At 68.3% G+C, this 23,478-nt stretch carries 24 protein-coding genes; 10 read left to right on the plus strand and 14 right to left on the minus strand.

What is annotated here, in order from left to right:
- Window positions 1-165: 165 nt before the first annotated feature.
- The 3 genes from cysK (at window position 166) to DR_RS04090 (ending at window position 4,027) form a co-directional block, all read left to right on the plus strand.
- Entirely contained in the window at window positions 166-1,119 is a 954-nt protein-coding gene (gene cysK / locus DR_RS04080; RefSeq protein WP_010887435.1) for a cysteine synthase A, read from the plus strand.
- A gap of 189 nt (window positions 1,120-1,308) precedes the next feature.
- Window positions 1,309-2,988, plus strand: a complete 1,680-nt coding sequence (locus DR_RS04085; RefSeq protein ID WP_010887436.1) for a glycerol-3-phosphate acyltransferase — start codon at window positions 1,309-1,311, stop codon at window positions 2,986-2,988.
- A 166-nt stretch (window positions 2,989-3,154) separates the two neighbouring features.
- Complete coding sequence (locus tag DR_RS04090) at window positions 3,155-4,027, plus strand: alpha/beta fold hydrolase (RefSeq protein ID WP_027479980.1); 873 nt, start codon at window positions 3,155-3,157, stop codon at window positions 4,025-4,027.
- A gap of 69 nt (window positions 4,028-4,096) precedes the next feature.
- Here the strand turns inward: DR_RS04090 and DR_RS04095 are convergent, their stop codons facing one another.
- The 7 genes from DR_RS04095 to DR_RS04125 form a co-directional block, all read right to left on the minus strand.
- Window positions 4,097-5,491: an MATE family efflux transporter gene (locus tag DR_RS04095; RefSeq protein ID WP_010887438.1), complete on the minus strand. Its 1,395-nt coding sequence runs from the start codon at window positions 5,489-5,491 to the stop codon at window positions 4,097-4,099.
- Between the two features lie 19 nt (window positions 5,492-5,510).
- A complete protein-coding gene (locus tag DR_RS04100) occupies window positions 5,511-6,059 on the minus strand; it encodes a dihydrofolate reductase family protein (protein ID WP_010887439.1) in 549 nt (182 codons plus the stop codon).
- Between the two features lie 88 nt (window positions 6,060-6,147).
- On the minus strand, window positions 6,148-7,437 hold the full coding sequence (locus DR_RS04105; RefSeq protein ID WP_034350363.1) for an aspartate aminotransferase family protein: 1,290 nt from the start codon (window positions 7,435-7,437) through the stop codon (window positions 6,148-6,150).
- A 92-nt stretch (window positions 7,438-7,529) separates the two neighbouring features.
- Window positions 7,530-8,165, minus strand: a complete 636-nt coding sequence (locus DR_RS04110) for a hypothetical protein (protein ID WP_010887441.1) — start codon at window positions 8,163-8,165, stop codon at window positions 7,530-7,532.
- Between the two features lie 3 nt (window positions 8,166-8,168).
- On the minus strand, window positions 8,169-8,729 hold the full coding sequence (locus DR_RS04115) for a GNAT family N-acetyltransferase (RefSeq protein ID WP_010887442.1): 561 nt from the start codon (window positions 8,727-8,729) through the stop codon (window positions 8,169-8,171).
- Between the two features lie 55 nt (window positions 8,730-8,784).
- Complete coding sequence (locus tag DR_RS04120) at window positions 8,785-9,354, minus strand: GNAT family N-acetyltransferase (protein ID WP_027479979.1); 570 nt, start codon at window positions 9,352-9,354, stop codon at window positions 8,785-8,787.
- Entirely contained in the window at window positions 9,305-9,892 is a 588-nt protein-coding gene (locus DR_RS04125) for a GNAT family N-acetyltransferase (protein WP_051618823.1), read from the minus strand. The genes DR_RS04120 and DR_RS04125 overlap by 50 nt, the downstream gene beginning before the upstream one ends.
- Window positions 9,893-10,019: 127 nt before the next feature.
- On the opposite strand from DR_RS04125, the gene DR_RS04130 reads away from it, so the two are divergent.
- The gene (locus tag DR_RS04130) at window positions 10,020-11,132 is read left to right on the plus strand and encodes a Gfo/Idh/MocA family protein (protein ID WP_027479977.1); all 1,113 of its coding nucleotides are present in this window, start codon (window positions 10,020-10,022) and stop codon (window positions 11,130-11,132) included.
- A 259-nt stretch (window positions 11,133-11,391) separates the two neighbouring features.
- Here the strand turns inward: DR_RS04130 and DR_RS04135 are convergent, their stop codons facing one another.
- The 5 genes from DR_RS04135 to DR_RS04155 all read right to left on the minus strand — a co-directional run bounded on the left by DR_RS04135 (window position 11,392) and on the right by DR_RS04155 (window position 14,525).
- Window positions 11,392-11,574 (minus strand): hypothetical protein, encoded by a 183-nt coding sequence (locus DR_RS04135; RefSeq protein ID WP_010887446.1) that lies wholly within the window; start codon window positions 11,572-11,574, stop codon window positions 11,392-11,394.
- A gap of 49 nt (window positions 11,575-11,623) precedes the next feature.
- Window positions 11,624-12,856 carry a lycopene cyclase family protein gene (locus DR_RS04140; protein ID WP_010887447.1) on the minus strand — a complete coding sequence of 411 codons (1,233 nt, stop codon included), beginning with the start codon at window positions 12,854-12,856 and terminating at the stop codon, window positions 11,624-11,626.
- An 85-nt stretch (window positions 12,857-12,941) separates the two neighbouring features.
- Window positions 12,942-13,340, minus strand: coding sequence for an anti-sigma factor domain-containing protein (locus tag DR_RS04145; protein ID WP_010887448.1), 399 nt, complete (start codon window positions 13,338-13,340; stop codon window positions 12,942-12,944).
- Between the two features lie 97 nt (window positions 13,341-13,437).
- The gene (locus DR_RS04150; protein WP_010887449.1) at window positions 13,438-13,680 is read right to left on the minus strand and encodes a hypothetical protein; all 243 of its coding nucleotides are present in this window, start codon (window positions 13,678-13,680) and stop codon (window positions 13,438-13,440) included.
- Window positions 13,677-14,525 carry a sigma-70 family RNA polymerase sigma factor gene (locus tag DR_RS04155; protein ID WP_010887450.1) on the minus strand — a complete coding sequence of 283 codons (849 nt, stop codon included), beginning with the start codon at window positions 14,523-14,525 and terminating at the stop codon, window positions 13,677-13,679. The genes DR_RS04150 and DR_RS04155 overlap by 4 nt, the downstream gene beginning before the upstream one ends.
- Window positions 14,526-14,770: 245 nt before the next feature.
- Here DR_RS04155 and DR_RS04160 point away from each other — a divergent pair, with 245 nt between their 5' ends.
- The 6 genes from DR_RS04160 (at window position 14,771) to DR_RS04185 (ending at window position 20,981) form a co-directional block, all read left to right on the plus strand.
- Window positions 14,771-15,091 carry a twin-arginine translocase TatA/TatE family subunit gene (locus DR_RS04160; protein ID WP_027479975.1) on the plus strand — a complete coding sequence of 107 codons (321 nt, stop codon included), beginning with the start codon at window positions 14,771-14,773 and terminating at the stop codon, window positions 15,089-15,091.
- A 40-nt stretch (window positions 15,092-15,131) separates the two neighbouring features.
- Window positions 15,132-15,944, plus strand: coding sequence for a twin-arginine translocase subunit TatC (tatC, locus tag DR_RS04165; RefSeq protein ID WP_010887452.1), 813 nt, complete (start codon window positions 15,132-15,134; stop codon window positions 15,942-15,944).
- Window positions 15,945-16,085: 141 nt separating this feature from the next.
- Complete coding sequence (locus tag DR_RS04170) at window positions 16,086-17,009, plus strand: prolipoprotein diacylglyceryl transferase (RefSeq protein ID WP_034350359.1); 924 nt, start codon at window positions 16,086-16,088, stop codon at window positions 17,007-17,009.
- A gap of 138 nt (window positions 17,010-17,147) precedes the next feature.
- Window positions 17,148-18,602: a bifunctional UDP-N-acetylglucosamine diphosphorylase/glucosamine-1-phosphate N-acetyltransferase GlmU gene (glmU, locus tag DR_RS04175; protein WP_027479974.1), complete on the plus strand. Its 1,455-nt coding sequence runs from the start codon at window positions 17,148-17,150 to the stop codon at window positions 18,600-18,602.
- 142 nt (window positions 18,603-18,744) lie between these two features.
- A complete protein-coding gene (locus DR_RS04180) occupies window positions 18,745-19,629 on the plus strand; it encodes a UbiA family prenyltransferase (protein WP_027479973.1) in 885 nt (294 codons plus the stop codon).
- Window positions 19,626-20,981 (plus strand): phytoene desaturase family protein, encoded by a 1,356-nt coding sequence (locus DR_RS04185; RefSeq protein WP_227086005.1) that lies wholly within the window; start codon window positions 19,626-19,628, stop codon window positions 20,979-20,981. The genes DR_RS04180 and DR_RS04185 overlap by 4 nt, the downstream gene beginning before the upstream one ends.
- Window positions 20,982-21,035: 54 nt before the next feature.
- Here DR_RS04185 and DR_RS04190 read toward each other — a convergent pair whose 3' ends face one another.
- Together DR_RS04190 and DR_RS04195 are read right to left on the minus strand one after the other, a co-directional pair.
- Complete coding sequence (locus tag DR_RS04190) at window positions 21,036-21,380, minus strand: DMT family protein (protein ID WP_010887457.1); 345 nt, start codon at window positions 21,378-21,380, stop codon at window positions 21,036-21,038.
- A 161-nt stretch (window positions 21,381-21,541) separates the two neighbouring features.
- The gene (locus DR_RS04195; RefSeq protein ID WP_010887458.1) at window positions 21,542-23,317 is read right to left on the minus strand and encodes a S8 family serine peptidase; all 1,776 of its coding nucleotides are present in this window, start codon (window positions 23,315-23,317) and stop codon (window positions 21,542-21,544) included.
- Between the last annotated feature and the right edge of the window lie 161 nt (window positions 23,318-23,478).

The following is a 23,478-nucleotide window of genomic DNA, read 5'->3' on the forward strand; positions in this document are numbered from 1 at the left end:
GCCTAAACCTAGCTAGGGCCAGATTCGGTCAACGGATTGCCGTATGACCGGCAGACTAGCGCAGCCGCCGGACGGATATCTGATGCCAAGTCAGTTTCCTTCTCACCTCACCCCGCTCTGTGCAGGTGACAGACCTCCTCGGCGGGGGAGGGCTAGACTCGCCGCATGATCGAGTCTTTCATCGGCCACACGCCCCTGGTGCAGTTGCGGCGGGTGGTCACGCCTGACATGGCCGACGTGTTTATCAAACTGGAGGGTCAGAACCCCGGCGGCAGCATCAAGGACCGCACCGCGCTGGGACTGGTGCAAGACGCCGAGCGCCGGGGCGTCCTCAAACCCGGCGGGACCATCGTGGAGCCCACCAGCGGCAACACCGGCATCGGGCTGGCGCAGGTGGCGGCGGCGAAGGGCTACAAACTCATCCTGTGCATGCCCGCCCAGATGAGCGAGGAGCGCAAGCGCACGCTGAGGGCCTACGGCGCCGAGCTGATTCTCACCGACCCCGAGCGCCGGATGCTCGCCGCCATCGAGGAAGCCGAGAAGATTGCCGCCGAAACGGGCGCGGTGATGATGAACCAGTTCGCCAACCCCGCCAACCCCGCCACCCACGAGGCGAGCACCGGCCCCGAGCTGTGGGAGCAGATGGAAGGACGCGTGGACGCTTTCGTGTACGGCACCGGCACCGGCGGAACCATCACAGGCACCGGGCGTTACCTCAAGCGGCAGGACCCGAACATTCAGGTCATCGCCTGCGAGCCCGCCCGCTCCAACGTCCTTTCGGGCGGCGAGCGTGGCAACCACGGGTTTCAGGGGATGGGGCCGGGCTTCATTCCCGACAACCTCGACCGCAGCCTGCTCGACGACGTGATTCAGGTCTGGGAGGAAGACGCCTACCCCCTTGCCCGCCGACTGGCGCAGGAAGAAGGCATCTTCATCGGCATGAGCAGCGGCGCGATGGTCTGGACCGCACTCGAAGTCGCCCGGCGCCTCGGCCCCGGCAAGCGCGTGGTCACCATCGCCTGCGACACCGGGGCGCGCTACTTGACCACGGCGCTCTTTTCCGGCGAGGGCGACACCCCGGCGGGTTATCTGCCGTATTCGCGTGAGCGGGTGGAGTGAGGGCTGTCTCCTGGGTCTTAGAGAGCATTTGACAGAATGATCTGGTCTGTCTTTGACCCTCTACCTTGATGGGACTCGTAGAGCTGCCCCGCAGAGAGGGCCTTGCGAAGCAAGGGGTGAGGGTGTTTTTTTCTGTCAAATGCTCTGCGGACCCTGAACCCGGCACCCCGCTCGCCTATACTCCCCCCCATGCTGTTTCTGTCCGTCTTGCTGCTGGCCGCCGCGTTTCTGGTCGGCAGTCTGCCCCTGGGTCACTGGCTGCTGCGCCGCGCCGGGGTCAGCACCCGCCTCAACAGTGCCCACAACCTGGGCGTCGAGAACGTCCTGCGCCGCGTCGGTCCCCGCCTCGCGTTCGGGAGCGCGGCGCTCGACTTTCTCAAGGGGCTGCTGGCGGTGGTCATGGCCTCCAGCCTCGGCCCTGGTTACGGCGGCGTGATGGTCCTCGCGGGGCTGGCGGCGTACCTGGGGCACCTCAACCCGCCGCGCTTTCTCTACGGCGAAACGCCCCCACGCGGGCGCGGCAACCTGGTGCTGCTCGGCGTGCTCGCCGGGTACGCGGTCACCGGGGCGCTGCCGCTGTGGCTCACGCTGGTGCCGCTCGTCGTGTACGCGGCGGTGGCGGGCTACTGGGGCTTTATCAGCGCGGCGACGCTGGCGGCGCTGGCAGCCCTTGCCGGGGTGGGGGCGCTGCTGCCGCTCACGACGGGCAGCAAGGTCGGGCTTCTGGGGCTAGGGCTGGCCGCCGCGTGGCGCTTCAAGGAAAACGTGGGCCGTATTCTCGACGGCACCGAGGCGCGGCTGGGCGAGGAAGTTCCGGTGGCGGGCAAGCGCGACGACGTGGTGGTCGCCGCCTTCATGATTCACCCGATGAACCTGCACGACTTCTGGTCGGCGCCGCGCTTCGCCTGGCTGCGGCCATTGGTCGAAAAGCGGCTGGTCACCGAAAAATCGGTGCGCCGCATGGCCGACGAGATGCGCCCGATGAAGGTGGGCGAGCTGCGCGGCATTCGCACGGCTCAGGGCAAGGAAATCCGCTGCTATCTGCTCTCGGCGCCGCTGCTGCCTGACCGCTTCCGCGACAATCCCGAGCTGGCAACCCGCCGCGCCATCGAGGGCGCCCGCCTCGCGCACGAGCTGGGGGCCGAGGTCTTCGGCCTGGGCGCCTTCTGGAGCGTGGTCGGCAACAAGGGTGTGGACGTGCAGGCCGCCGTGCCCGAAATTACCATCACCAACGGGGGCGCTTACACCTCCGGCACCATTAAGGCCGCCATCCCCGGCATCCTCAAGCACTTTGCCGAAACGGGGCGTGACCTGAAGCAGGCCACGGCGGGCATCGTGGGGGCCAACGGGGTGGTCGCCTTCGGCATCGCCCGCACCATCGCCCCGCAGGTCGGCAAAATCATCATGATTGGCCGCGACGCCGAGCGGCTGGAGCGCAGCGCCAACACCCTGCGCCGCGCCAATCCGAACACCGACATCGTGACCACCACCAGCTACGACTCGCTGAACGAGGCCGACCTGATTTTCTCGGCCACCAGCGACCCCAACCCGGTGATTTTCCCACAGCACGTCAAGCCCGGCGCCTGGATTTTCGACGAGGGCCGCCCTGCCGACGTGGACGAGAGTGTCCGCAACGTGCCCGGCGTGCGTATCATCCCTGGCGGGCTGGTGACGCCTCCCGGTTCCATGACCACCGGCATCGACCTGCAATTCGGCGTCGGCAACGTGCCCGCCTGCCTCGCCGAAACGCTGATTATCGCTGCAACGGGCGAACACCAGCGCAAGAGCCTGGGGCCGCAGACGCTGACCGAGAACATCAATTTCTTCGTAGACGAGGCCGAGAAACTGGGATTTAAGGTCGTGGACTGAGCGCGAGCTCTCAGAGCCTACCCAACCGGAAGCGGTGACCACAGTTCAGATGAAAAAGCCTCTTGATTGAACCTGTTGCTGGACTGCATGAATTGTTGGGTTGGTCCGTCAACGTTGAAAGATGCTCCTACACTGGCCTCCGAACTCAGTTTTCGGAGGTTTTCCTATGAAAAAAACACTGCTGACCCTGACGGCTCTCCTTTCCACCACCGCTTTCGCTGGGGGCGCCGCCGCGCCTGTCGCCGCTGAAGGCACCGTGACCGTGAACGGCGCCCAGGTGTACTACAAGGCCACCGGCTCCGGTCAACCGCTGCTGCTGATTCACGGCTACCCCCTGAACGGCGAACTGTTCAAGAACAACCGCATGATGTCCGGCTACCGCGTGATTACCGTGGACCTGCCCGGCTTCGGCAAGAGCAAGCTTGCCCCCGGTCAGACCGTGAGCATCGAGAACTACGCGCAGACCATGGTCGGCTTTATGGACGCCATGAAGCTCGACAAGGCCGTGGTCGGCGGCATGAGCATGGGCGGCATGACCCTGCTCCAGATGTACAAAATTGCGCCTGAGCGCTTCAAGGGCCTGATTCTGATTGACACCACCGCCGAGCCCGCCGGGATTGCCGAGGCGGCAATGTGGCGCGGCACCGCCCAGCAGGCGCAGCAAAAAGGCGTCGCCAGCCTGGTGGACCTGCTGATGCCCCGCATGCTGACCGGCGAGAGCCGCATGAAGATGCCCAACCAGGTCGCGCACCTCGGCAACCTCATCAAGCAGGCGAGCGTGGAAGGCGCGGTCGGCGCGGGCAACGCCCTGGCCTCGCGTCCGGACGCCAACCCGGTGCTGCCGACCATCAAGGTGCCCACCCTGATCGTGGCGGGCCTGGAGGACAACGTAACGGCTCCCGAGCTGCAAATGAAGATGAACAAGGCCATCCGGGGCAGCAAGCTGGTGCTGATTCCCGGCGCCGGACACGCCTCCACCTTTGAGAAGGCCGGTGCCATGAACGCCGCTGTGGCGAACTGGCTGCGTACCGTGCGCTGAATCCAGTCTCAATGAGCAAAGGCCGGAGCTTTGATGCTCCGGTTTTTGTTTTGGGATGGGGACCGCAGCTTAAGAGGTCACGGCCCCCACCTGCCGCTGCTCCTCGGCCAGCCGCGCCCAGTCAATCCGGCGACGGCGCCGCTCGAAAATCAGCACTTTGGCGAGTTCGTCGGCCACGCGGGCGAGCAAGACGCCCCAGACGCCCAGCGGCGTGTACAACCCCAGCCCAATAGCGAGCGGCAGCCCGACCAAGAAGGCGCCCACCACGTCGCCGGTAATCACGCCTTTGCCGTCGCCCACGCTCGGCAGGGCGCCGCCGCCCAGAATCATGTTGCGGACCTTGATGACCTGCGCCGCAGCGTTGATGAGGATGCCGAGCAGCGCGATGTGCTGCACTTCGGCGCCCACCTTCGGAAAGACCAGTGGGACCAGCAGGCCGCTGAGCGCGAACAGCAGCCCAAACGCGAGGCCGGTCACCAGCCCGGTGCGGCTGATGAGGGCCAGCCAGCGCTGCGCCCCCGCGCCGTCCCCCGCGCCCAGGCTGCGGCCCAGCAGCACGGTCGTGGCGCTCATCAGCCCGAAGCTGCCCACGATGAAGATGCCCTCCAGTGTGGTCACGATGCCCGCCGCCGCCAGGGCCACCGTGCCCACCCGCGCAAACACGGCGTTGTACATGAACCCGCCCAGGCCCCAGACAAATTCGGTGAAGGCGAGCGGCGCACTGAGGGCCAGCAGCGGCCCGACAATCTCGCGCCAGCTGCTGCGTCCCGGCAGCGTGAAGGCCGCCAACTGGCGCGGCCCGTACACCTGAAAGGCGAGGTAGAGCGCCTTGAAGGTGTTCGCCGCTGCCACCGCCCACGCCGCGCCGACCAGCCCCAGGCGCGGCAGCCCCAGCTGACCGAACACCAGCCCGGCGGCGAGCAGCGCTTCGAGCGCCACGCTGAGCAGGGTGGCGACCAGCGGCGTGCGGGCGCGGCCCAGCGACCTCAGCGCCCCGCTCAGCACGCCACCGATCAGCCCCGGCACCAGCGACAGCATCACGATTTGCAGGTACGGCGCGGCGGCCCCGGTCACGTCGGGAGCGCCCCCGGCCAGCCGCAGCAGCGACGGCGCCCCCAACGTGGTCGGCACCGTCAGCGCAGCCCCCAGCAGCGTCCCGAGCAGCAGGGTCGCGCTGAGGGTGTGGTTCACCCCCGCCCGGTCCCCGGCCCCGAAGCGCCGCGCAATCAGGATGCTGGTGCCCGCCCCCAGCGCCCCCAGAGTGACGAAAAACAGAAAGCTGAGGCTCCCCGCCAGCCCGACCGCTGCCACCGCCACGGCGCCGAGGGTCCCCACGATGACCTGATTGATGAAGGTCAGCACGAGTTGAATGACCATTTCCAGGCTGACCGGCACGGCAATGGCGGCAATCTCGCGCCCCGGTGACTGGAACGATGCAGCAGGAGCGGCAGCAGGCGCAGACATACCGCGCCACCCTATCCGATTAAGGGGTGGTCAGGCGGCGGTAAGTGCTCTGCACGGTGCCGGTGCGGTCGAACACGCGGGTCTGAACATGCTCCCAGCGCACATCGGCCTCCAGCGGCCCGAACAGCGGGCGCCCCTGCCCGAGCAGAATTGGCAGCCGCGTGACCGTCAGTTCGTCGAGTAATTCGGCCCGGATGAAGGACTGCAAGACCTGCCCGCCGTCCACGTAGACGCCTTTCGCGCCGTCCAGCAGAGGCAAGAGGTTAGGCAGTTCGCCGCTGTGGAGCTCCAGCAATCCGTGCAGCCGCGCCGGGAGGTCAGCTTCTCCCAGCGTCCGGCTCAGCACGATGACGCGCAGGCCGGCATACGGCCACTCGGGAAAGTCGCGCACGGTTTCAAAGGTGCCCCGACCCATCACCAGCGTGTCCACCCGCGACACGAAGGCTGCGTAGCCGTGGTCCTCGCCGGGTTCTTCCGCCAGCGCGAGCCAGTCGAGTTCGCCGCCGGGCCGAGCAATCAAGCCGTCCAGCGAGCAGGCGATGAAGGCGAGCAGGGGAGGGCGCGGCATGGGCTCAGCATAAGAGGACGAGCCGGGAAAAGGGCAGGCAGAAAAAAGGCCGGAGCGCCCTGGCCCCGGCCCTCTCTCCCAGCCCTGATTACTCGGTCTGGACGCTCTCGCCCTGGCTGACCTGTTGCTGGCCCATTTCGCTCTGCTGGGCGCGCAGTTCGGCTTGCCTCTCCTCGCGGGGGTTGACATTGTTCAGCACGCGCTCGAAGGCGGCGACCACCTGGTCAATCTGCTCCTTGCTGATGACCGCCGGGGGCAGGAAGCGCACGACGAGCGGCGTGGCGGCGAGGCACAGCACGCCCTCGTCGTGCTCCATCGCGTGGATGTAGGGGGCGCTCTTTTCCTTGAGTTCCACGCCAATCATCAGGCCCAGGCCGCGCACCTCGCGGATTTTGGGGGACTGAATGGCGCGCAGTTTGTCCATCATGTACGCGCCCTTTTCGCGGGCCTGCTCGGCCAGCCCTTCGCGCTTCATGGCGCGCAGCGAGGCGACGCCGGCGGCCATGCTCAGCGGGTTGCCGCCGAAGGTGGTGCCGTGTCCGCCCGCCGGCATCCGGTCAGCGACTTCGCTCATCATGGCAAAAGCGGCGGTGGGGGTGCCGCCCGCGATGGCCTTGGCGAGGGTCATGCCGTCCGGGATTACGCCGAAGTGCTCGCAGGCGAACATCTTGCCGGTGCGGCAAAAGCCGGTCTGAATTTCGTCGAGAATCAGCAGGGCGCCCTTTTCACGGGTGATGCGACGGGCCTCCTGAATAAACTCGGCGCTCGCCGGGCGCACGCCGCCCTCGCCCTGCACGGGTTCCATGATGACGGCGGCGGTCTGCTCGGTCACGGCGGCCCGCAGTTCGTCGAGGTTGCCGTAGGTCACGAAGTCCACGCTCTTGTTGTCCACGGCGTCGCCGAACGGCTCGCGGTACTTCGGCTCCCAGGTAAAGGACAGCGCGCCCAGGCTGCGGCCCGAAAATCCCCGCTTCATGCTCACGAAGCGCGAGCGGCCCGTCGCGGTGATGGCGAACTTCTTGGCCGCTTCCATCGCCTCGGTGCCGGAGTTGCACAGAAACACGCGGTCCAGGCCCTGCGGCAGCACGCCGACGAGTTCTTGCAGAAATTCGGCCCGCTTGTCGTTGGGCACGGTCTGGGGCATCACCATCAGCTTGCCCGCCTGCTCCTGCACGGCCTTGACCACATCGGGGTGGCTGTGGCCGAGCGTCGCCACGCCGTAGCCGACCACGCAGTCGATGTACGAGCGGCCATTCTCGTCCCACACCGTCGCGCCCTGCCCGCGCACCATCACCACGTCGTGCTTGTTGTAGACGCCGCTGTCGTACTTCTTTTCGGCGGCGAGCCACTTGCTCGGATTCTGTTCGTTGCCCGTCATGCTGCCCAGTGTAGGGGCTGCGGCGGTGGGGGCGTCCAGCTTGGCTGAGCTTTTGCTTGGGCTTGCCTGGGGACACTCAGGCTGAGACTTGCTCAGTCCCAGTCCCACTCGCGCCAGTCGCTCGGCTGGGCATCGGAGGTGGAAGTGGCAATGCGTTTGGCGGCCCCTTTGGGCTCACCTGGCGCGGGGAACCACTCGTAGACCACGCTGAGGGCAGTGTCGAGCCGCTCCAGCAGCAGGGTCCGCAGTTGCCCCGCTTCCTTGTCGGTCACGTTGCCGAGTTCCTGTTCTAGCTGGCGTTGTACGTGCTCCAACCCGGCCAGGTACGGCGCGCGGGCCTTGTTCTTGGCGCCCTTGCGGACGGGTTCGGGGTGAATGGTCGGCACGTAGCTCGCGGCGGCGGCGTGCAGCAGGGCCTGACGCTTCGCCTCGCGCACTTCGCGGTTGCGGGCGGCGCGTTCACGGGCGTCGGCGGCTTTGGCCTGCGCCGCCAGAAAGGTGTCGTCGCGCTCGGCCTCGTCCACCCGCGTTTCCAGATACAGCTTGACCGGCGGCAGGCGGCGGCCCCCCATCTTCAGGCCGTTGGGGCGAGTCAGGTCGTGCGGCCCCAGGAACTTTTCAATCAGGCGCGGCGTCCAGCCCCGGTCCTTGAGGTCCTGCGTGGCGAGGTAGCCGGGCGGATTGACGGGTTTTTCCCGGTCGGCCTTTTCCTTTCTGGCGGTCGGCACGGCTCAGGCCCCGGTCGGCCCGTGCTGAGGCCATTCTCTGCGGAGCAGGTCGAGCCGCACCGAGTCGTAGCGCTGTCCCCCGACCACGCGCGCCTCGCGCACCCGCGCGCATTCCTGAAAGCCCAGGCGCCGGGCGGCCCGCATCATCCGCTCGTTGCCGCTCCAGGTAGTCACGGTCAGGGTGTGGGCGTCGGTCCAGTCGAGCGTGTCCTGCACCCACAGCGAGAGCGCTCGCGTGCCCACGCCGCCCTCCCAATACGCTGGGTCGTAAATCAGGATGCCGAGGTCCCACCAGCCGCCGCCCGCGGGTTCCTCTTCCGAGCGGTTGACCATGCCGACCACCTGACCGCCGACCTCGATCACGCGCTCGTCGGCGTCGGGGGGCGTGACCTGGAGGTAGCGGATATACGCCTGCATCGTCTCGCTCGTCTGCGCGGCGGGCGTGTAGGGCGCGTCCCACTCGCGCCACGCCGCTCGCTCGTCGGTCAGCCAGCGTGTGAAAGTGGGCAGGTCCTCGGGGCGGCGGTCTCGCAGGACAACGGGTTGAGAAGAGAGGTCCGGCACGGCGGGGAGTATAGGGGGGTTTGGGCTGCGGCAATGGGTGCCGACGTCCGAGGCTTTACCCTCGCCGCTCCATCCGGGTGTAGCCGTGCCCTGCCAGTTCGCGCCGTCCGGCAGGCACAAATCCGCTGCGTTCGTACAGCCGCCGCGCCGGGTTGCCGTCTTCCACCAGCAGGGTCAGCGGCACGCCCAGCGTCTGAGCCCGCTGCGCGCAGGCGTCGATGAGGGCGGCGCCGATGCCCTGCCCCCGCGCGGCGGCGGTGGTCGCCAGGGTGTCGAGGTACAACTCGTCGCCTTCGGTTTCGCGGGTGATGTCAGGTGAGAGCTGCTGGCGGCGGCGGTGCTCGCGCAGCGGGGCGTCGAGGTCGTCGGCTTCCTCGCCGAGGTAGGTCAGCGCGAGGCCCACCGGCTGAGCACCGAGTTCGGCAATCAGGACGTTGGCATAGCTCAGGCGGTTGCCGGGCTGCACGAAGAACTCGGCGATGACGGGCGCGGCGGCCTCGTCGCTCTGCGTGGCGGTCAGGTGGTGGCCCACGGCGCCGATGGCTTCCTGAATCAGCGGGGCGACAAAGGCGGCGTCAGCGGGCTGTGCGGGGCGGATGTTCAGTGGGGGTCGGGACGTGTTCATGCCGGCCATTCTCCCACTCGCGGCGCAAGATGCCCAGTTTCACGCTGTCCCAGCGCTGGCCCTGCCACAGCCGCGCTTCGGGAATCCGGGCGCACTCGCGGTAGCCGGCGCGCTGGGCCGCGCGAACCATCCGTTCGTTGCCGCTCCAGGTGGTCAGGGTGATGAGGTGGGCGTCCGTTTCGGCGAAGGTGGCGTCTGTCCACAGGCGCAGGGCTTGCCTGCCGAAGCCGCCACCCCAGTGGGCCGGGTCGTAGATCAGGACACCGATTTCCCACCAGCCACTGTCGCGCGGTTTTTCCTGAAAACGCGAAATCTCGCCGATGCAGCGGTCATCCAGGGCAATGATTCGGAGGCCTTCCGACCCCTGCTCGTTCATTTTGGCGCAGTACTCGGCCAGACCGAGCGTGGACGGCTGGGAGGGCTCATGAAAATAGGGGGCGTCCCAGAGCTTCCATGCTGGGCGGGGCTGTTCATGCTCCCAGTGCCACTGAATTGGTAAGTCTTCGGGGCGGCGTTCGCGCAAGGTCAGTTCGGGCATCATGGTCAGGCTAGCTGGGAGGACAGCGCGGCACATCGGCCACTTGGCGGACGCTCCCGATTTCTCCCTCAAGGTCACCTCAACCGCTTCCAACCCCCGCCGCGCCGGGTGCCCGTACCGTGAAGCCATGCCCCTGAAACCCGAGATTCCCAAGCCCGAAGCCGAGCAAAAGCGCGTCGGGTTCGCCATCGTCGGCATCGGCAAGCTCAGCGCCGAGGAACTGATTCCGGCGGCCCGGACCAGCCAGCACGCCTACATCGCTGCACTCGTCACGAGCGAGGAGGACAAAGGCGAAGCGTTCGCGCGGGCCTTCGACCTCACGCCCGACGACGTGTACAGCTACGACGACTTTGAAAAGCTCGCCGGGCGCGACGACGTGGAAGCCGTCTACATCGTGCTGCCCAACTCTTTGCACCGCGAGTACGTGGAGCGGGCCGCGAAGATGGGCAAACATGTGCTGTGCGAAAAGCCGCTGAGCGTCAACGAGCAGGACGCGCAGGCGATGGTGGACGCCTGCCGGGCGGCGAACGTGCTGCTGATGACCGCTTACCGCTGCCAGTACACCCCCGAACACTGGGCGGCCCGCGACGCCGTGCAGGGCGGCAAACTCGGCAAAGTCAAGCTGCTCGACTCCATCCACGTGCAGTCCGAGGACGACCCCAGCGTGTGGCGGCTCAAACTTGACCTCGCCGGGGGCGGCCCGCTGCCCGACGTGGGCCTCTACAGCGTCAACATCATCCGCTTCGTGCTGGGCCAGGAGCCGGAGTGGGTCTTCGCCGCGCTGCACCAGCCAGAGGGCGACCCGCGCTTTGGGGAAGTCGAGGAATCGGTCAGCGCCATGCTGGGCTTTCCCGGCGGCGTCATCGCCAACGTGCTCACCAGCTACGGCGCCCTGAAAACCACCACCCTGCGCGTGATGGGTGAGGAAGGCAGCCTGCTGATGGACCCGGCGTTTCCCTACGACGGCCTGGGGCTGGAAATCACCACCGACGACGGCACCTTTTCCCCCAGTTTCCCCGAGTACGACCAGTTCTCCCGCGAGTTCGACCACTTCGCGCAGTGCGTTCGCGGCGGGCAGACGCCGTGGACGCCCGGCGAGGAAGGTGTGGCCGACCACCGCGTGATGGACGCTATCTACGAGAGCGCGCGCACCGGCAAACGGGTGGAGCTGCGGCCCGTGGAGAAGAAAGACGCCTCACGCGGCCCGCAGAAGCCGGAGCTGCCCGGCGAAGGCCAGTAAAACTTTCCGGGAAAAGGCCCTCTTGCCGCTGGCGGGGGGCTTTTTCTCTGGTTGACAGGCCATAAAAAAGCCTCAGCACACTGGCTGAGGCTCTTTTTCGTTGTGGGGTGATACGTGTTGCATCCAATTCCCTAAAACCCGGAAAAGCGCCGGATTTTAGTCCATTTCCCGCAACACGTATTTTTTGCCACATCGCTCCGCTCGGGTTTCATCGCTAAGTTTTAGCGATTCAACCGCAATTTGTATGACAGGTTAGCGCTTACTGCTTGCGCTCGTTGCCGCCGAGGTTGTCTTCCAGCTCGCTGAGCTTATCGGCCTTTTCCTTGTCGCTCATGTCCTTGTCCATGCCATTGGCGTCCACGTTGCCGGTGGCGCCCTGCATGCCTTCCTCAATCACTTCTTGCTGGTCGGTGTTGCCGATGTTGTCGTCTGCCTTGGTCATGCGGTCAGTCTGGACCGGGTGCAAGTTCCGTGGGTGGGAGCCGCGTGTATCAAATCTTCAGCCCCGCAGCGGCGGCCAGTGCCCGGCCACTCGCGGCGGGCTGCGCGAGGGCGGCACGGGCGAGCGGCAGGCGTACCCGGCCCCCCGTCTGCGCGAACACCCGCAGCATGGTCCGCGCCAGGGTGCCCGCGTCGGTGTCGGGGTGCAGGAAACGCGCCCACTGCTCGCGCGGCAGGCCGAAGAAGGTGCCGAAAAAATGCGGCAGCTCGGCCCGTTCCAGCCCCAGCAGCGCCCCCACGCCGAGCAGATGCACCTCGCGGGCGGCGCGTCGCTCCGGGGACCACAGGGCGGCCCAGCCAGCGGCGGCGGCGTCTTTACCCTGGCAAAGGGCTGTGGCAATGGCGGTGGCCACTCCCGGCGCGTCACTGAGTGCCCCGGCCACCTGAAAACCGCTCACCGGATGGACCCGGCCCGCCGCCGCGCCGTAAGCGAGCACGCCGCCAGGCGCGGGGGCCTGGGCATTCATGGGAAAGGCCACCCATTCCTCGCTCTCGGTGGCGTGGGGCGGTGTGCCCTGGGCGCTCAGCCGGGCGAGCAGCCGCCGCCGCAACTCGGCGCGGGTCGGAGCAGGCCGGGCAATCAGGCTCGTTTCCTCCACGAAATAGCGGTCCCCGCCGAGGTGCATGGCGTAGAGAAAGGTCGCCTCGCCCCGCTTCAGCTCCGGCGCGGGCGTGCGGTAGTCCATCCACACCATGCTGCCGGGTGTGACCGGCGGGCGGCGAAAGCGGGCCACCACCCCGTAGGCCGTCTGCAACGCCGCGCCACCGGGAAACCGGACCGGAGACACGAGCGCCCCATGCCCACTGGCGTCCACGACCAGCCGGGTCTGCCAACGCTCGCCGCCCGCGCCGTACACGGTCCAGCCTGCGCCGCTGCGCTCGGCGTGCAGGGCGGCTCCTTCCACCCAGGTCCAGTCGGCAAGCCCGCGCAGGGTCCGCAGCAACGCGGCGTTGTCGAGCAGCGCATAAGGCTGCCCCAGCGATGTGGGCTGGGGACCGGTGTACGCGCGCACGTCGGTCCAGACCTGCTCCGCGCAGCCTCGCGCCCAGGTGGGCAGGTCGCCGAGCCAGGCCCCGTAGGTGGCGGGAAAAGGCCGGGGTGGATGCGGTGCGAGCTGCTGCACGTCCAGTCCCCGCGCGGCGAGTTCGGCGCTCAGGGCGGTGCCGCTCGGGCCGCCGCCGATGACCAGCACGTCGGAACTCGCGGGGGAAAAAGGCGCCATGTGTCTCAGGCTAAAGCGGGCGCGGGTCAGGGGGCCGCACGCCAGGCGACAAACCGGGTGGGAAAGTGGAGGAGCAGAACGCCCCTCAACGCAACCGGAACTTGAACAGCAGCGGCGTGCTCGGCTGGCTGCTGCCGCCGGGCGGCTCCACGCTGACGGCGAGCACGGCTTGCAGTGGCATCGGGTGGGTCATCACGTCGCTGGCGAACAGCCCCAGCGAGCGCGGCAGCGAAGCGTTGGCCGGGCCGGGCAGCAGCCGCCACAACTGGTAGATGCGCCCCGCTTCTAGGGGCCGGTCCATGCGGACATACACCCGGCCATCGTCCAGACGCACCAGCCGGGCCACCGCGCCGCCCGGCCCGTACACAGCCTCCAGCTGGGCATTCGGCACCGCCGCGTACGGGAGGCGGCGTCGCCTGCCGGGCGCAGTGCAAAGCCCAGAACCAGCGCGAGGCCGAGCGCCAGCAGCGCAGGCAGCGCCCACGACGGGCCGGGAAAGCGGCCCCCGGCGGGGCGGGTACGGGCAGGCGCCGCTGGGGCAGGAGTCAGGGCGGGCGGCGCGGCAGGGCGACCCACAGGAGCTACCGGCTGCTGCTTGGCGGTTTCGGCCCGCACCCGTTCGAGCAGCCGCAGTCGGCGCCTGGGGGCACAGTCTGCGCCTGCACGTCGAGGTCGGCGAGCAGCGAGGTCAGGGCGTCGAGGTCGCGCCGCAGGGCCGTTCGCAGCGCGGGGTCGTGGTCGAGGGCCTGCCCCACCCGCTGCTGGTCTTCGCTGCTCAGTTGCCCCAGCGCCAGCGCCAGCAGCTCCTGCCGCGTAACGCTCATGCCTGGACCTCGGGCGCGGTGGTCTCCGGGCTTTGCTCGGCGGGTTGGGTGGCTTCGGGTTCTGCGTTAGGGAGAGGTTCTGAAACAGGCAAAGTGGCCTCGGAAGCTTCCGGCAGCACCGCCTCCGCCTCTGTCTCCGGCTCGCGCTGTTCCGGGCGGCGCGGCGGTTCCCAGGGTTCCACCCGCGTGACCGGCGCGGTGGCGGCGAGGCTGGACAGGGTGGGGAAGAGGTCGTCCTCTGCCGCTTCTGCGGTGGGTTCTGCGGGCGGGGCGGGGGCAGGCACTGCCGCTTTTGCCAGCGCTTCCTGTGCGAGTCCCGGCAGGCGGCTGATGGCCGAGAGCAACGCTTCCTCGACGGCGGGCTGCGGCAGGCCGCTGATTTCTGCGAGGCGGGCGGGCGGCTCGCCGCAGTAGTAGGCCAGCGCCAGCAGGTGCAGGTCCTGGTCGCCGGGGGTGTCGAGGCGCCCGAACTGGTCGTGCAGCCGCAGGGTGCCGCCCGCGCCGCGCCGCAGTTGCAAGAAGCGGTGGTGGGCGATGCTGATGAGCCAGCCATGCACGCTGGCCCGCGCGGGTTCGTAGTGGGCGGCGTGGTGCCAGGCGGTCATGAGCGCGTCCTCGACTCCTTGCTGAATGGCCTCGGGCGACGCCAGAATGCGCCCGCCGAGGCCGTAGAGCGCCCGGGCGTAGCGGCGGTGCAGTTCGAGCAGCGCGCCCTCGTGCCCGGCGGCCATGTCGCGCAGCACCTGTTCGTCGCTGGGAAAAGCCGGAGCGGGCCCTGGCCGGGCGCCGGAATCGGTCGAAAAAGGCCCCGCAGGGGGGGCGTGGGAGAAGGGGTCGGCGCTCATGCTTCTGCCGGTCAGCTTACCGCACTGTTCCTGCCACTGTTCCCGCCCGGCACCCGCCTCGGCGCACTGGCCCGGAGAGAGCCGCCAGTGAGAGTCGCCGGGGGGAAATGGGAAGAGTGCCCCTGGTCAGGCGCCCGGCTTCGCTCTAACCTCTGCCCAACCAGGGCGTGGTGTACTGCGGCCCGTCGCGGTCTTTCCGGCGTCCCTGTTCACGTTTTCGCTCTCACTTTTTCTGGAGGAACTCCATGTCACTTGGACCATTCGAAATTATCCTGATTCTGGTCGTGATCGCTCTCCTGTTCGGTGCCAAAAAGCTCCCCGAGCTGATGAAAGGCATGGGCCAGGGCATCCGCGAGTTCAAGAACGAGGTCAAGGACCCCGCCGCGCCGGTGCCGCCTCTCCAGCCCGGCCAGCCCCTCCAGCCGGGTCAGACCGCGCAGACCACCGTGACCGCTCAGCCGGTGGTGGACGTGGCCTCGCGCCAGCTCGACCCCATGATCGACCCGGTGACGGGTGCGCCGGTGGTCAACGAACCCGTCGTGCAGGTGCCCGGCGAGCGCCGCTGAGGCCCGCACGTCGAGACTGAAGACTGAAAGGACGACTGCCATGACCCAATTGCCGCCCCCGGAGCAGACCGTGCTTAAGCCAGCCCCGCCGGAACTGGCGAGCGCGCCGCTGTTCGACCACCTTGAGGAGCTGCGGCGGCGCCTGATTCTCAGCGTCGTGTTTCTGGCCGTCGGCATGGTGATCGCCTTTACCTACCGCGTGCAGCTTATCGAGCTGGTCAAGGTGCCGCTGACCTACTCGGAGCTCTACACCACCGGCAAGGTGCAGCTCGTGACCACCAAGCTCGCCTCGCAGCTCTTGCTGAGTTTCAACCTCGCCTTCTGGGCGGGGCTGACGCTGGCGCTGCCTTTTATCGTGTGGCAGATCTGGGCGTTTATCGCGCCGGGGCTCTACCCGCAGGAGCGGCGCTGGGGCCTGCCCTTCATCCTGGGCGCGGGGTTCGCCTTCGCGGCGGGCGTGGTGTTCGGCTACAAGCTGGTGCTGCCGACGATGGTGCCCTTCCTGATCGAGTTTCTGGCCGGGACCGTCACCCAGATGCAGGACCTGCAGGAGTACATCGGTACCGTCGTGACCTTTCTGGTCGCTTTCGGGGTGGCCTTCGAGCTGCCGATCCTGGCGGTGATCCTGACGCGGCTGGGCATCGTCAACCATACGATGCTGCGCCAGGGCTGGCGCTTTGCGCTGATCGGCATCATGATTCTGGCCGCCGTCATCACGCCCACCCCTGACCCCGCCAACATGGCGCTGGTGGCGGTGCCGCTCTACGCGCTGTACGAACTCGGCGTGGTGCTCTCGCGGGTCTTCCGCGTGATTGCGCCCGAGGAACAGGAGCGGCCCGCGCCGATGTCCTGAGCGCCTCCCCCCCCCGCGCCGCCTCCCCCCCGCGCGCCCCCTTCCGTGCCCCGGAGGGGGCCTTTTTTGGCGCTGTTTGCCGGGTGTGTTTCCCGCGGCGCTTCCCGCTCACCCCCAGGGCATACACTGACCCGCAGACCTATGGACCCCGTTTTTTTACAGATCGGCAACTTTACGATTGCCTGGTACGGCGTGCTGATGATGCTGGGCATCGCAGCCGGCTACTGGCTGGGCCTCAAGCTGGCGCGCGAACGCGGCCTGAACGCCGACCTCTTCGAGCGGATGATTCTCTGGATGCTGTTCTGGGGCTTCGTCGGGGCGCGGCTGGTGTTCGTGCTGACCTCGTGGCACATCTTCGAGGGCATCCCCTTTCCACGCGTGCTGCTCGACATCGTCAACCTTCGCAACGGCGGCATTTCCATTCACGGTGGGCTGATCGGCGGGGTACTTACGCTGATTTACTTTGCCCGGCGCTACCGCCTCAACTTCTACCAGTACGCCGATCTCGCGGTGCCGGGCGTCGCCTTCGGCATCATCGGCGGACGCCTGGGCAACATCATGAACGGCACCGACACGGTGGGCCGCGTGACCGGCTGGCCCATCGGCTACCACTGGCCCGCCAGCGCCCGCGCCTTTCACGAGGGCATGTGCCGCCCCAACCCCAACCCCGACATGGACCTTTCCAAGTACTGCCACGAGGTCGGCGGCCAGATCATGATGACTGCGCCGGTGCACTTCACGCAGCTCTACGGCGTCATCATCGGCATCATCCTCGCCGTCGCGTCTTACTTCTGGCTCAAGTCCAGAGTGCCCGGCTGGGCCTTCTGGCAGTTCTGGCTGTGGTACTCCATCCTGCGCGCCGGGTGGGAAGAAACCTTCCGCCTCAACCCGCTGACCATCAAGACCTACCTCAATCAGGGTCTGGACGCCCCCGGCATCGGCCTGTGGACCGACACCCAGATTTTCAGCGTGCCGCTCATTCTGGTCAGCCTGTGGATGCTGTGGCGACTGCGCCAGCGTCGGCAGGTGACGGTGCCCACCGTGCCCGTCCAATCACAGAGCTAATCCAGCCGCAGGGCTGAGCCAGACGAACTATGCAAGGGCCGGGGCGAACGCTGCCTCGGCCCGTTTTCCTGCCCCTTCCGGGCTTGTCCCTTTCCGTCTCATCTCTTCAGCCTCTACACTGCGCCAAAGGTGACAACCATGACCGAACAAACCCGTCCCCTGGACGTAGTGATTCTTGCCGCCGGGCAAGGCACCCGCATGAACTCCGCCCTTCCCAAGGTGCTGCACCCCGTCGCGGGCCGCCCGATGGTCGCCTGGGCCGTGAAGGCCGCCCGTGACCTCGGCGCGCGCAAAATAGTCGTCGTGACCGGGCACGGCGCCGAGCAGGTGGAAGCCGCCGTGCAGCAGCCCGGTGTGGCGTTTGCCCGTCAGGAGAGGCAGCTCGGGACCGGCGACGCCTTTCTCAGCGGAGCCTCGGCGCTCACGGAAGGCGGCGCCGACATTCTGGTGCTTTACGGCGATACGCCGCTGCTGCGGCCCGACACCCTGCGCGAACTCGTCGCCAGCCACCGCGAGCAGGGCAGCGCCATGACCGTGCTGACCGGCGAACTGCCCGACGCCACCGGCTATGGCCGCATCGTGCGCGGTGAGGGCGGCGCGGTGGAGCGCATCGTGGAGCAGAAAGACGCCAGCGACGCTGAAAAGGCCATCGGGGAATTCAACTCCGGCGTCTATGTCTTCGACGAGCGGGCGCCCGAACTCGCCCGGCGCATCGGCAACGACAACAAGGCGGGCGAGTACTACCTGACCGACCTGCTCGGCCTTTACCGCGCGGGAGGCGCCACCGTCCGCGCCTTTCGCCTCTCCGACCCCGACGAGGTGCTCGGCGCCAACGACCGTGCGGGCCTGACGCAGCTTGAGGCCACCCTGCAACGCCGCATCAACGAGGGGCACCTGAAAGCGGGCGTGAGCATCTCGCTGCCCGGCACCGTGCTGATCGAAGACACCGTGGAGATCGGGCGCGACGTGGTGATCGAACCCGGCGCATTGCTGCGCGGGCAAACGCGAATTGCCGGGGGCGCCGTGATCGGGGCGTACTCGGTCATCACCGACTCGGTCATTCACGAGCGGGCCGTCATCAAGGCCCACAGCGTGCTGGAACAGGCCGAAGTCGGCGCGGGGAGCGACGTGGGGCCCTTTGCCCGCCTGCGCCCCGGCAGCGTGCTCGGCGAGGGCGTTCACATCGGCAACTTCGTGGAAACCAAGAACGCGCGGCTCGATGCGGGCGTCAAGGCGGGGCACCTCGCTTACCTCGGTGACGTGGAAATCGGTGCGGAGACCAACGTCGGCGCGGGCACCATCGTCGCCAACTTCGACGGCCTGAACAAGCACCAGAGCAAAGTCGGCGCGGGCGTCTTCATCGGGTCCAACACCACCCTGATCGCGCCGCGCGTGGTGGGCGACGCGGCGTTCATCGCGGGCGGCAGCGCCATTCACGACGATGTTCCCGAAGGGGCGATGGCTGTGGCACGCGGCAAACAGCGCAACATCGAGGGCTGGGCGCGGCGCTACTGGGCGGCCCCCGAGCGACGCGAGAAACTTGCCAAGAAGCTGCCCTGGCTGGCGGGGTGGCTGAGCCGGACGCAGGGGTAAGGGGCCGGACGCAGGGGTAAAGGAAAAAGTGGAGGGGCGCCGAGGGCCGCAGGGTTCCGGGCGCCCTTTTTCTTTGGCCGTTGTTACCCTGCTCCCTTGCCCCGGCCATTTGCCAGCCGCCGTCCGCCTACAATGCCCCCGCATGTCCGCCGCGCCGCCCCGCCTCCTGCTGCCTCTGTCCCGCCTGCTGGTCATCTCACGCCCTGCGTTGTGGGTGAACACCATCGGCACGCTGGTGACGGGCGTGTGGCTGACCGGGCGGTTGTATACGCTCGACGGCGGGGTGCTCGCGCTGCTGCTGTACCTGACGCTGCCGTTCAACCTGCTGATCTACGGCCTCAACGACCTCGCCGACCGTGAGGAGGACGCCCGCTCGAGCCGCAAGGGGGGCTGGCAGGGCGCCCGGCTGCGGCCCGAGGAGGAAGGCCCGCTGCGCCGCTCCACGCTGCTGCTCAACGCGCCGCTGCTGCTGGGGCTGGCGATGTGGTTGCCGCCCGCCGCGACCGCCACATTGCTGCTCGCGGCGGCCCTGTTCGTGGGCTACAGCCTGCCGCCGCTGCGCTTCAAGGCGCGGCCCTTTCTGGATGGCCTGAGCAACGTGGCCTATGCGCTGCCGCTCGCGCTGCCGGCTCTGGCCCTCGGTGCGCCGGTCCCCTGGGCGCCGCTGCTCGCGCTGATGAGTTACTCGGTGGGCAAGCACGCCTTCGACGCCGCGCAGGACATTCCCGCCGACCGCGCCGCCGGGACGCGCACGGTGGCGACCACGCTCGGCACGCGGGGCGTCGCGGCCTACGCGCTGGCGTGGTTCACGCTCGCCGGGGCGCTGCTGTGGCCGGTGTCGCGCCTGACCGCGCTGGCGCTGTGGCTCACCTGCGGCGGCATGGCGCTCGCGCTGCTGCGGCGCCCGGCGCCCGAGCAGGCGGGCAGGCTCTATCCGCTGAGCATCGTCACGCCCTGGATTGTGGGCAGCGTGGCGGGTGTGCAGCTCGTCTACCTCCTGGCGCGCGGCCAGTGGGACGGCCTGTGAAGTCGCCTGTGGAGTCGGTCGGCATCCTGGGCGGCGGCCTCGCCGGACTCGCGCTCGCCTGCCTGCTCGCCGGGCGCGGGCACGCCGTCACGGTGTACGAACGGGACCGCGCCGGGGGCAAGCTGCGCCGTGCGGAGGCAGGCGGGCTGACCTTCGACACTGGCCCGAGCCTCTTCACCTTTCCCGAGGTCTGGCGCGCGCTGCTTGCCCGCCTCGGCGAACCCGACCCGCTGGAGCTGCGCCCCCTGCCGGGCGGCCTGGGCGTGCAGCACACCCCGTTCGGCGCGCTGCCGCTGCCGGTGCCGCCGGAGCATCCGCTGGCGGGCGAGTGGCAGCGGTACGTCGCCGCCGTCTCCCCGCTGCGTTCCCACCTGCTGGCGCTGCTGACCACACCGCCGCGCCTGACTTCGCCGGACTTTCTGCGCGCCAGTCGGGCATTGGCGGGGGTGCTCGGCCCCCACCTCAGTGCTGAGAGCTGGATTGCCGCCCACGACTTTGCTCCGGCGCTCGCCCACGCGCTGCGGACGCAGGCGCTCAATGCCGGTCTGCCGCCGCAAGACGCCCCGGCGCTGTATGCGCTGCTGCCCGGCCTGATCGGTGCCGAGGTCTACCGCCCGGCGCGCGGCATGGGCGCAGTGTTGGACGCTCTGCTCGACTTTGCCCGGCGGCGCGGCGTGACGGTGCGTGAGGGAACCGAGGTCACGCGGCTGAGCGGCTCCCAACTGACCCTCAGCGGCGGGGAGGTCTGCCGCCACGACCTGTTGGTGAGCGCCCTCGATCCGGCGCGGCTGGCGCGGCTGCGCGGGCAATCAGACGCCTCGCCCCTCGCCCGGCGCACGGTCAGCGGACTGGCGCTGTATTTCGCGCTGGCGGGGGAGAGCGGCCTCCCGGCGACCTCGGTGCTGCCGCCAAGCGACTTCGGCGTATTTCGGCGCTCGCTGCACGCGGGGACGTTGCCGCCCGACACCCTGACCCTCGTTCACGCGGAGGGGCGGAAACTGGCGGTGCTGCTTACCGTTCCGGCATTGTCCCGGCACCTGAACAGCGGGCATCCCTGGGTGCAGGCCCAGCTCCGGCGGGTGGAAACGGTGCTGCACGCGCCGGGGCTTTTGCAAGGCGCAGCGGTCACCGCCCTCGACCCCCTGCACTACGCGGCGGGCGGGCACCCTGGCGGGGCCATCTACGGCGCGGCGGCTCCGCTGTGGCGCGCTGGGCCGTTTCATCCGCAGCCCTACCGCCTCGCGCCGGGGCTGTGGCAGGTGGGGACCGGCGTGCATCCCGGCGGCGGCCTGCCCGCGATTTTCGGGGGGGCGCTGATTGTGGACGGGTTGCTGGCTCTTATACGGCTTTAATCCGATTCCCGAACATCCGGAAAGGCGCCGGATGCCCGTCCATTTGAAACCGTATTACCTCCCTCTGAACACGAAATACACCGCGCCCATCATGCACAGCGCCGCCCACAGGTAATTCAGCCGCAGCGGCTCGCGCAGGTACAGCACGGCGAAGGGCACGAAGACCGCCAGCGAGATGACCTCCTGCAACATCTTGAGTTGCGCGACCGTCAGCACCTGATGCCCGATGCGGTTGGCGGGCACTTGCAGCAGGTACTCGAAAAAGGCGATGCCCCAGCTCGCCAGCACCGCCAGAAGCAGCGGGCGAGCGGCCATTTTGCCCAGCAGGCCGTACCACGCGAAGGTCATGAAGACGTTCGAGAGGGTCAGCAGCAAGGCGGTGCGCAGGACAGGTGACATGCGCGGAGGGTAGCAGTCCCGTGCACAGGTTCGGCGCCGAGCCCGGGGCGCTGGCGGTCGGGGGGCCGCACCCACGAAAAACCCCCAGCCGCAAACCCCCAGCGGCAGCCGGGGGTCTTGTTCTGCCGGCTGCCGCTGGGGGTTCGCCCCCCTCTGTGGGGTTACTGCCCGGTGATTGCCTTGAGGGGGTTGACGAGGCCGGAGCCGAAGTCGTTGTCCTTGCCCGCCGCGCCGAGGTCCTTGGCGGTGGAGGTGAGCAGGTTGAGCAGCTGGGTGTTGGTCAGGGTGGGCTTGGCGGCCCAGACCACGGCGGCGGCGGCGCTCACGTGGGGGGTCGCCATGCTGGTGCCGTCGAAGAAGTCGTAGTCCGCGCCGGTCACGGCCACGGTGCCGGTGGTCGGCAGCTTGCCCAGCAGCGCTTGCCCATCGGCCTGGAGAATGCCCACCACAGGCACGCTGTAGGCGTTGGTCAGGCTCGTGCCCAGGGGGCCCGCCGCGTTGTTGTAGATCATGACGGCTTTGGCGCCGCTGGCGACCGCGTTGGCGGTCTTTTCCTCGAAAGAGCAGGTGCCGCGCGCGATCAGGGCGATGTTGCCGCTCAGCGCCGCGTTGCGGGTGGAGGTGCCGCAGAACTCGTTGGCGCCCGCCGTGCCGGTGCCGTCGCCCGCCTTGACGATGGCGCCGCTGAAGGTCGCCTTGCCGCTCTTGTCCGCCGCGCTCACGTCGGTGAAGGTCACGCCGCCGCCCGAGGCGCTGGCCCTGGTGCCCTGACCGAGCGGAATGCTGCTCAGCACGCTCACGCCGGGGCCGACGAGGTCCACCTGGCTGCCGAAGTTCGAGAAGCTGGCCCTGGCCTCCGCGCTGTCGATGGCACCCACGCCCACCACGTTGGTGTAGGCGGCGGGGTAGGACACGGCGGCGCCGTCGTTGCCGGTAGCGGCGACCGTCAGCACGCCTTTGTTGTAGACGCTGGTGTAGGCCCGCTGCTCGGTCTGGCTGGCGCGGCCCCCACCCAGCGACAGGCTGATGACGACCTTGCTCTCGGTGCCGCCCTGCGACTTGAGCTGCGCGGCGCACCAGTTGACCCCGTTGATGATGCCGCTCGAAGACCCGGAGCCGTCGTCGCCCAGCACGCGGGCCATGTACAGGTTCACGCCGCTGGCGACGCCGCCCACACCGTTCGCGTCCATGCCGCTTTGCAGGCCGCTTGCGCCCGTGCCTGCGCCGTACTGGGCGAACACCGTGCCCGCGACGTGGGTGCCGTGGTGCGACACGTCGTTGAGCTGGTAGGGGTCGTTGCGATTGAGGTCCGCCGTGAAGTTCTTGAAGCCCTTGATTTTCTTCTGGAATTCGGGGTGGTTGCCGTCGATGCCCGTGTCACCGATGCACACGGCCACGCCCGCCCCGGTGTAGTTGCTGGCGCGAAGCTGCTCGACCTTGAGCGCGTTGTCGCCCCAGGTGTACTCGCCGCTGGCGGTGTACGGCGGGGTGGTCAGGGCGAGGCTGCTCAGGTTGCCGCCCTTGCTGGCGCCCGCGTCGGTGCTGCCGCTCTTAAAGCCCTGGGCGCGGCGCACCAGATCAGGCTCCACGTACTCCACCAGCGGGTTTTTCTCCAACTTGCTCAGCGCCTCGGGCGAGAGCTTGACCGCCGCCGCGCTGATCTCGGTCCACTGGCTGGTCATCACGCCGCCTGCCGCCGTGATGGCCTGCGCCTGCACCGCCGCCTGCTCGCTCAGGCTCTGGCCCGTCATTCCTTGGGCGCTCAGCGCACCCTGCTTGAAACCGACCAGGTAAGCCCCGGCAATCACTTCGTTGTCCGCGCCGGGCTGGCTGGTCGCCGGCTGGCCCGCAGTGGGGGCCGGCGTATGAAGCTGCTGACCGCAGGAAGCCAGGGTGAGGGCGAGGGTGGTGGCGAGCAGGGTGCGGGTGCGCTTCATGGGGCCTCCGGGGAAAAGGGAAAAAGAGTAACGGCCTACCCACGATGGGCAGGCGACGACTTTCTGTCAGGTCCTGAGAACCGACACCGAATTGAGCTTGGGCGGAATCCTAATGTCCCGCTTATGTTTCACCCACCAGGTTCACTAGACAACTTTTGAAC

It is taken from the genome of Deinococcus radiodurans R1 = ATCC 13939 = DSM 20539 (assembly GCF_000008565.1).
GTDB lineage: Bacteria > Deinococcota > Deinococci > Deinococcales > Deinococcaceae > Deinococcus > Deinococcus radiodurans.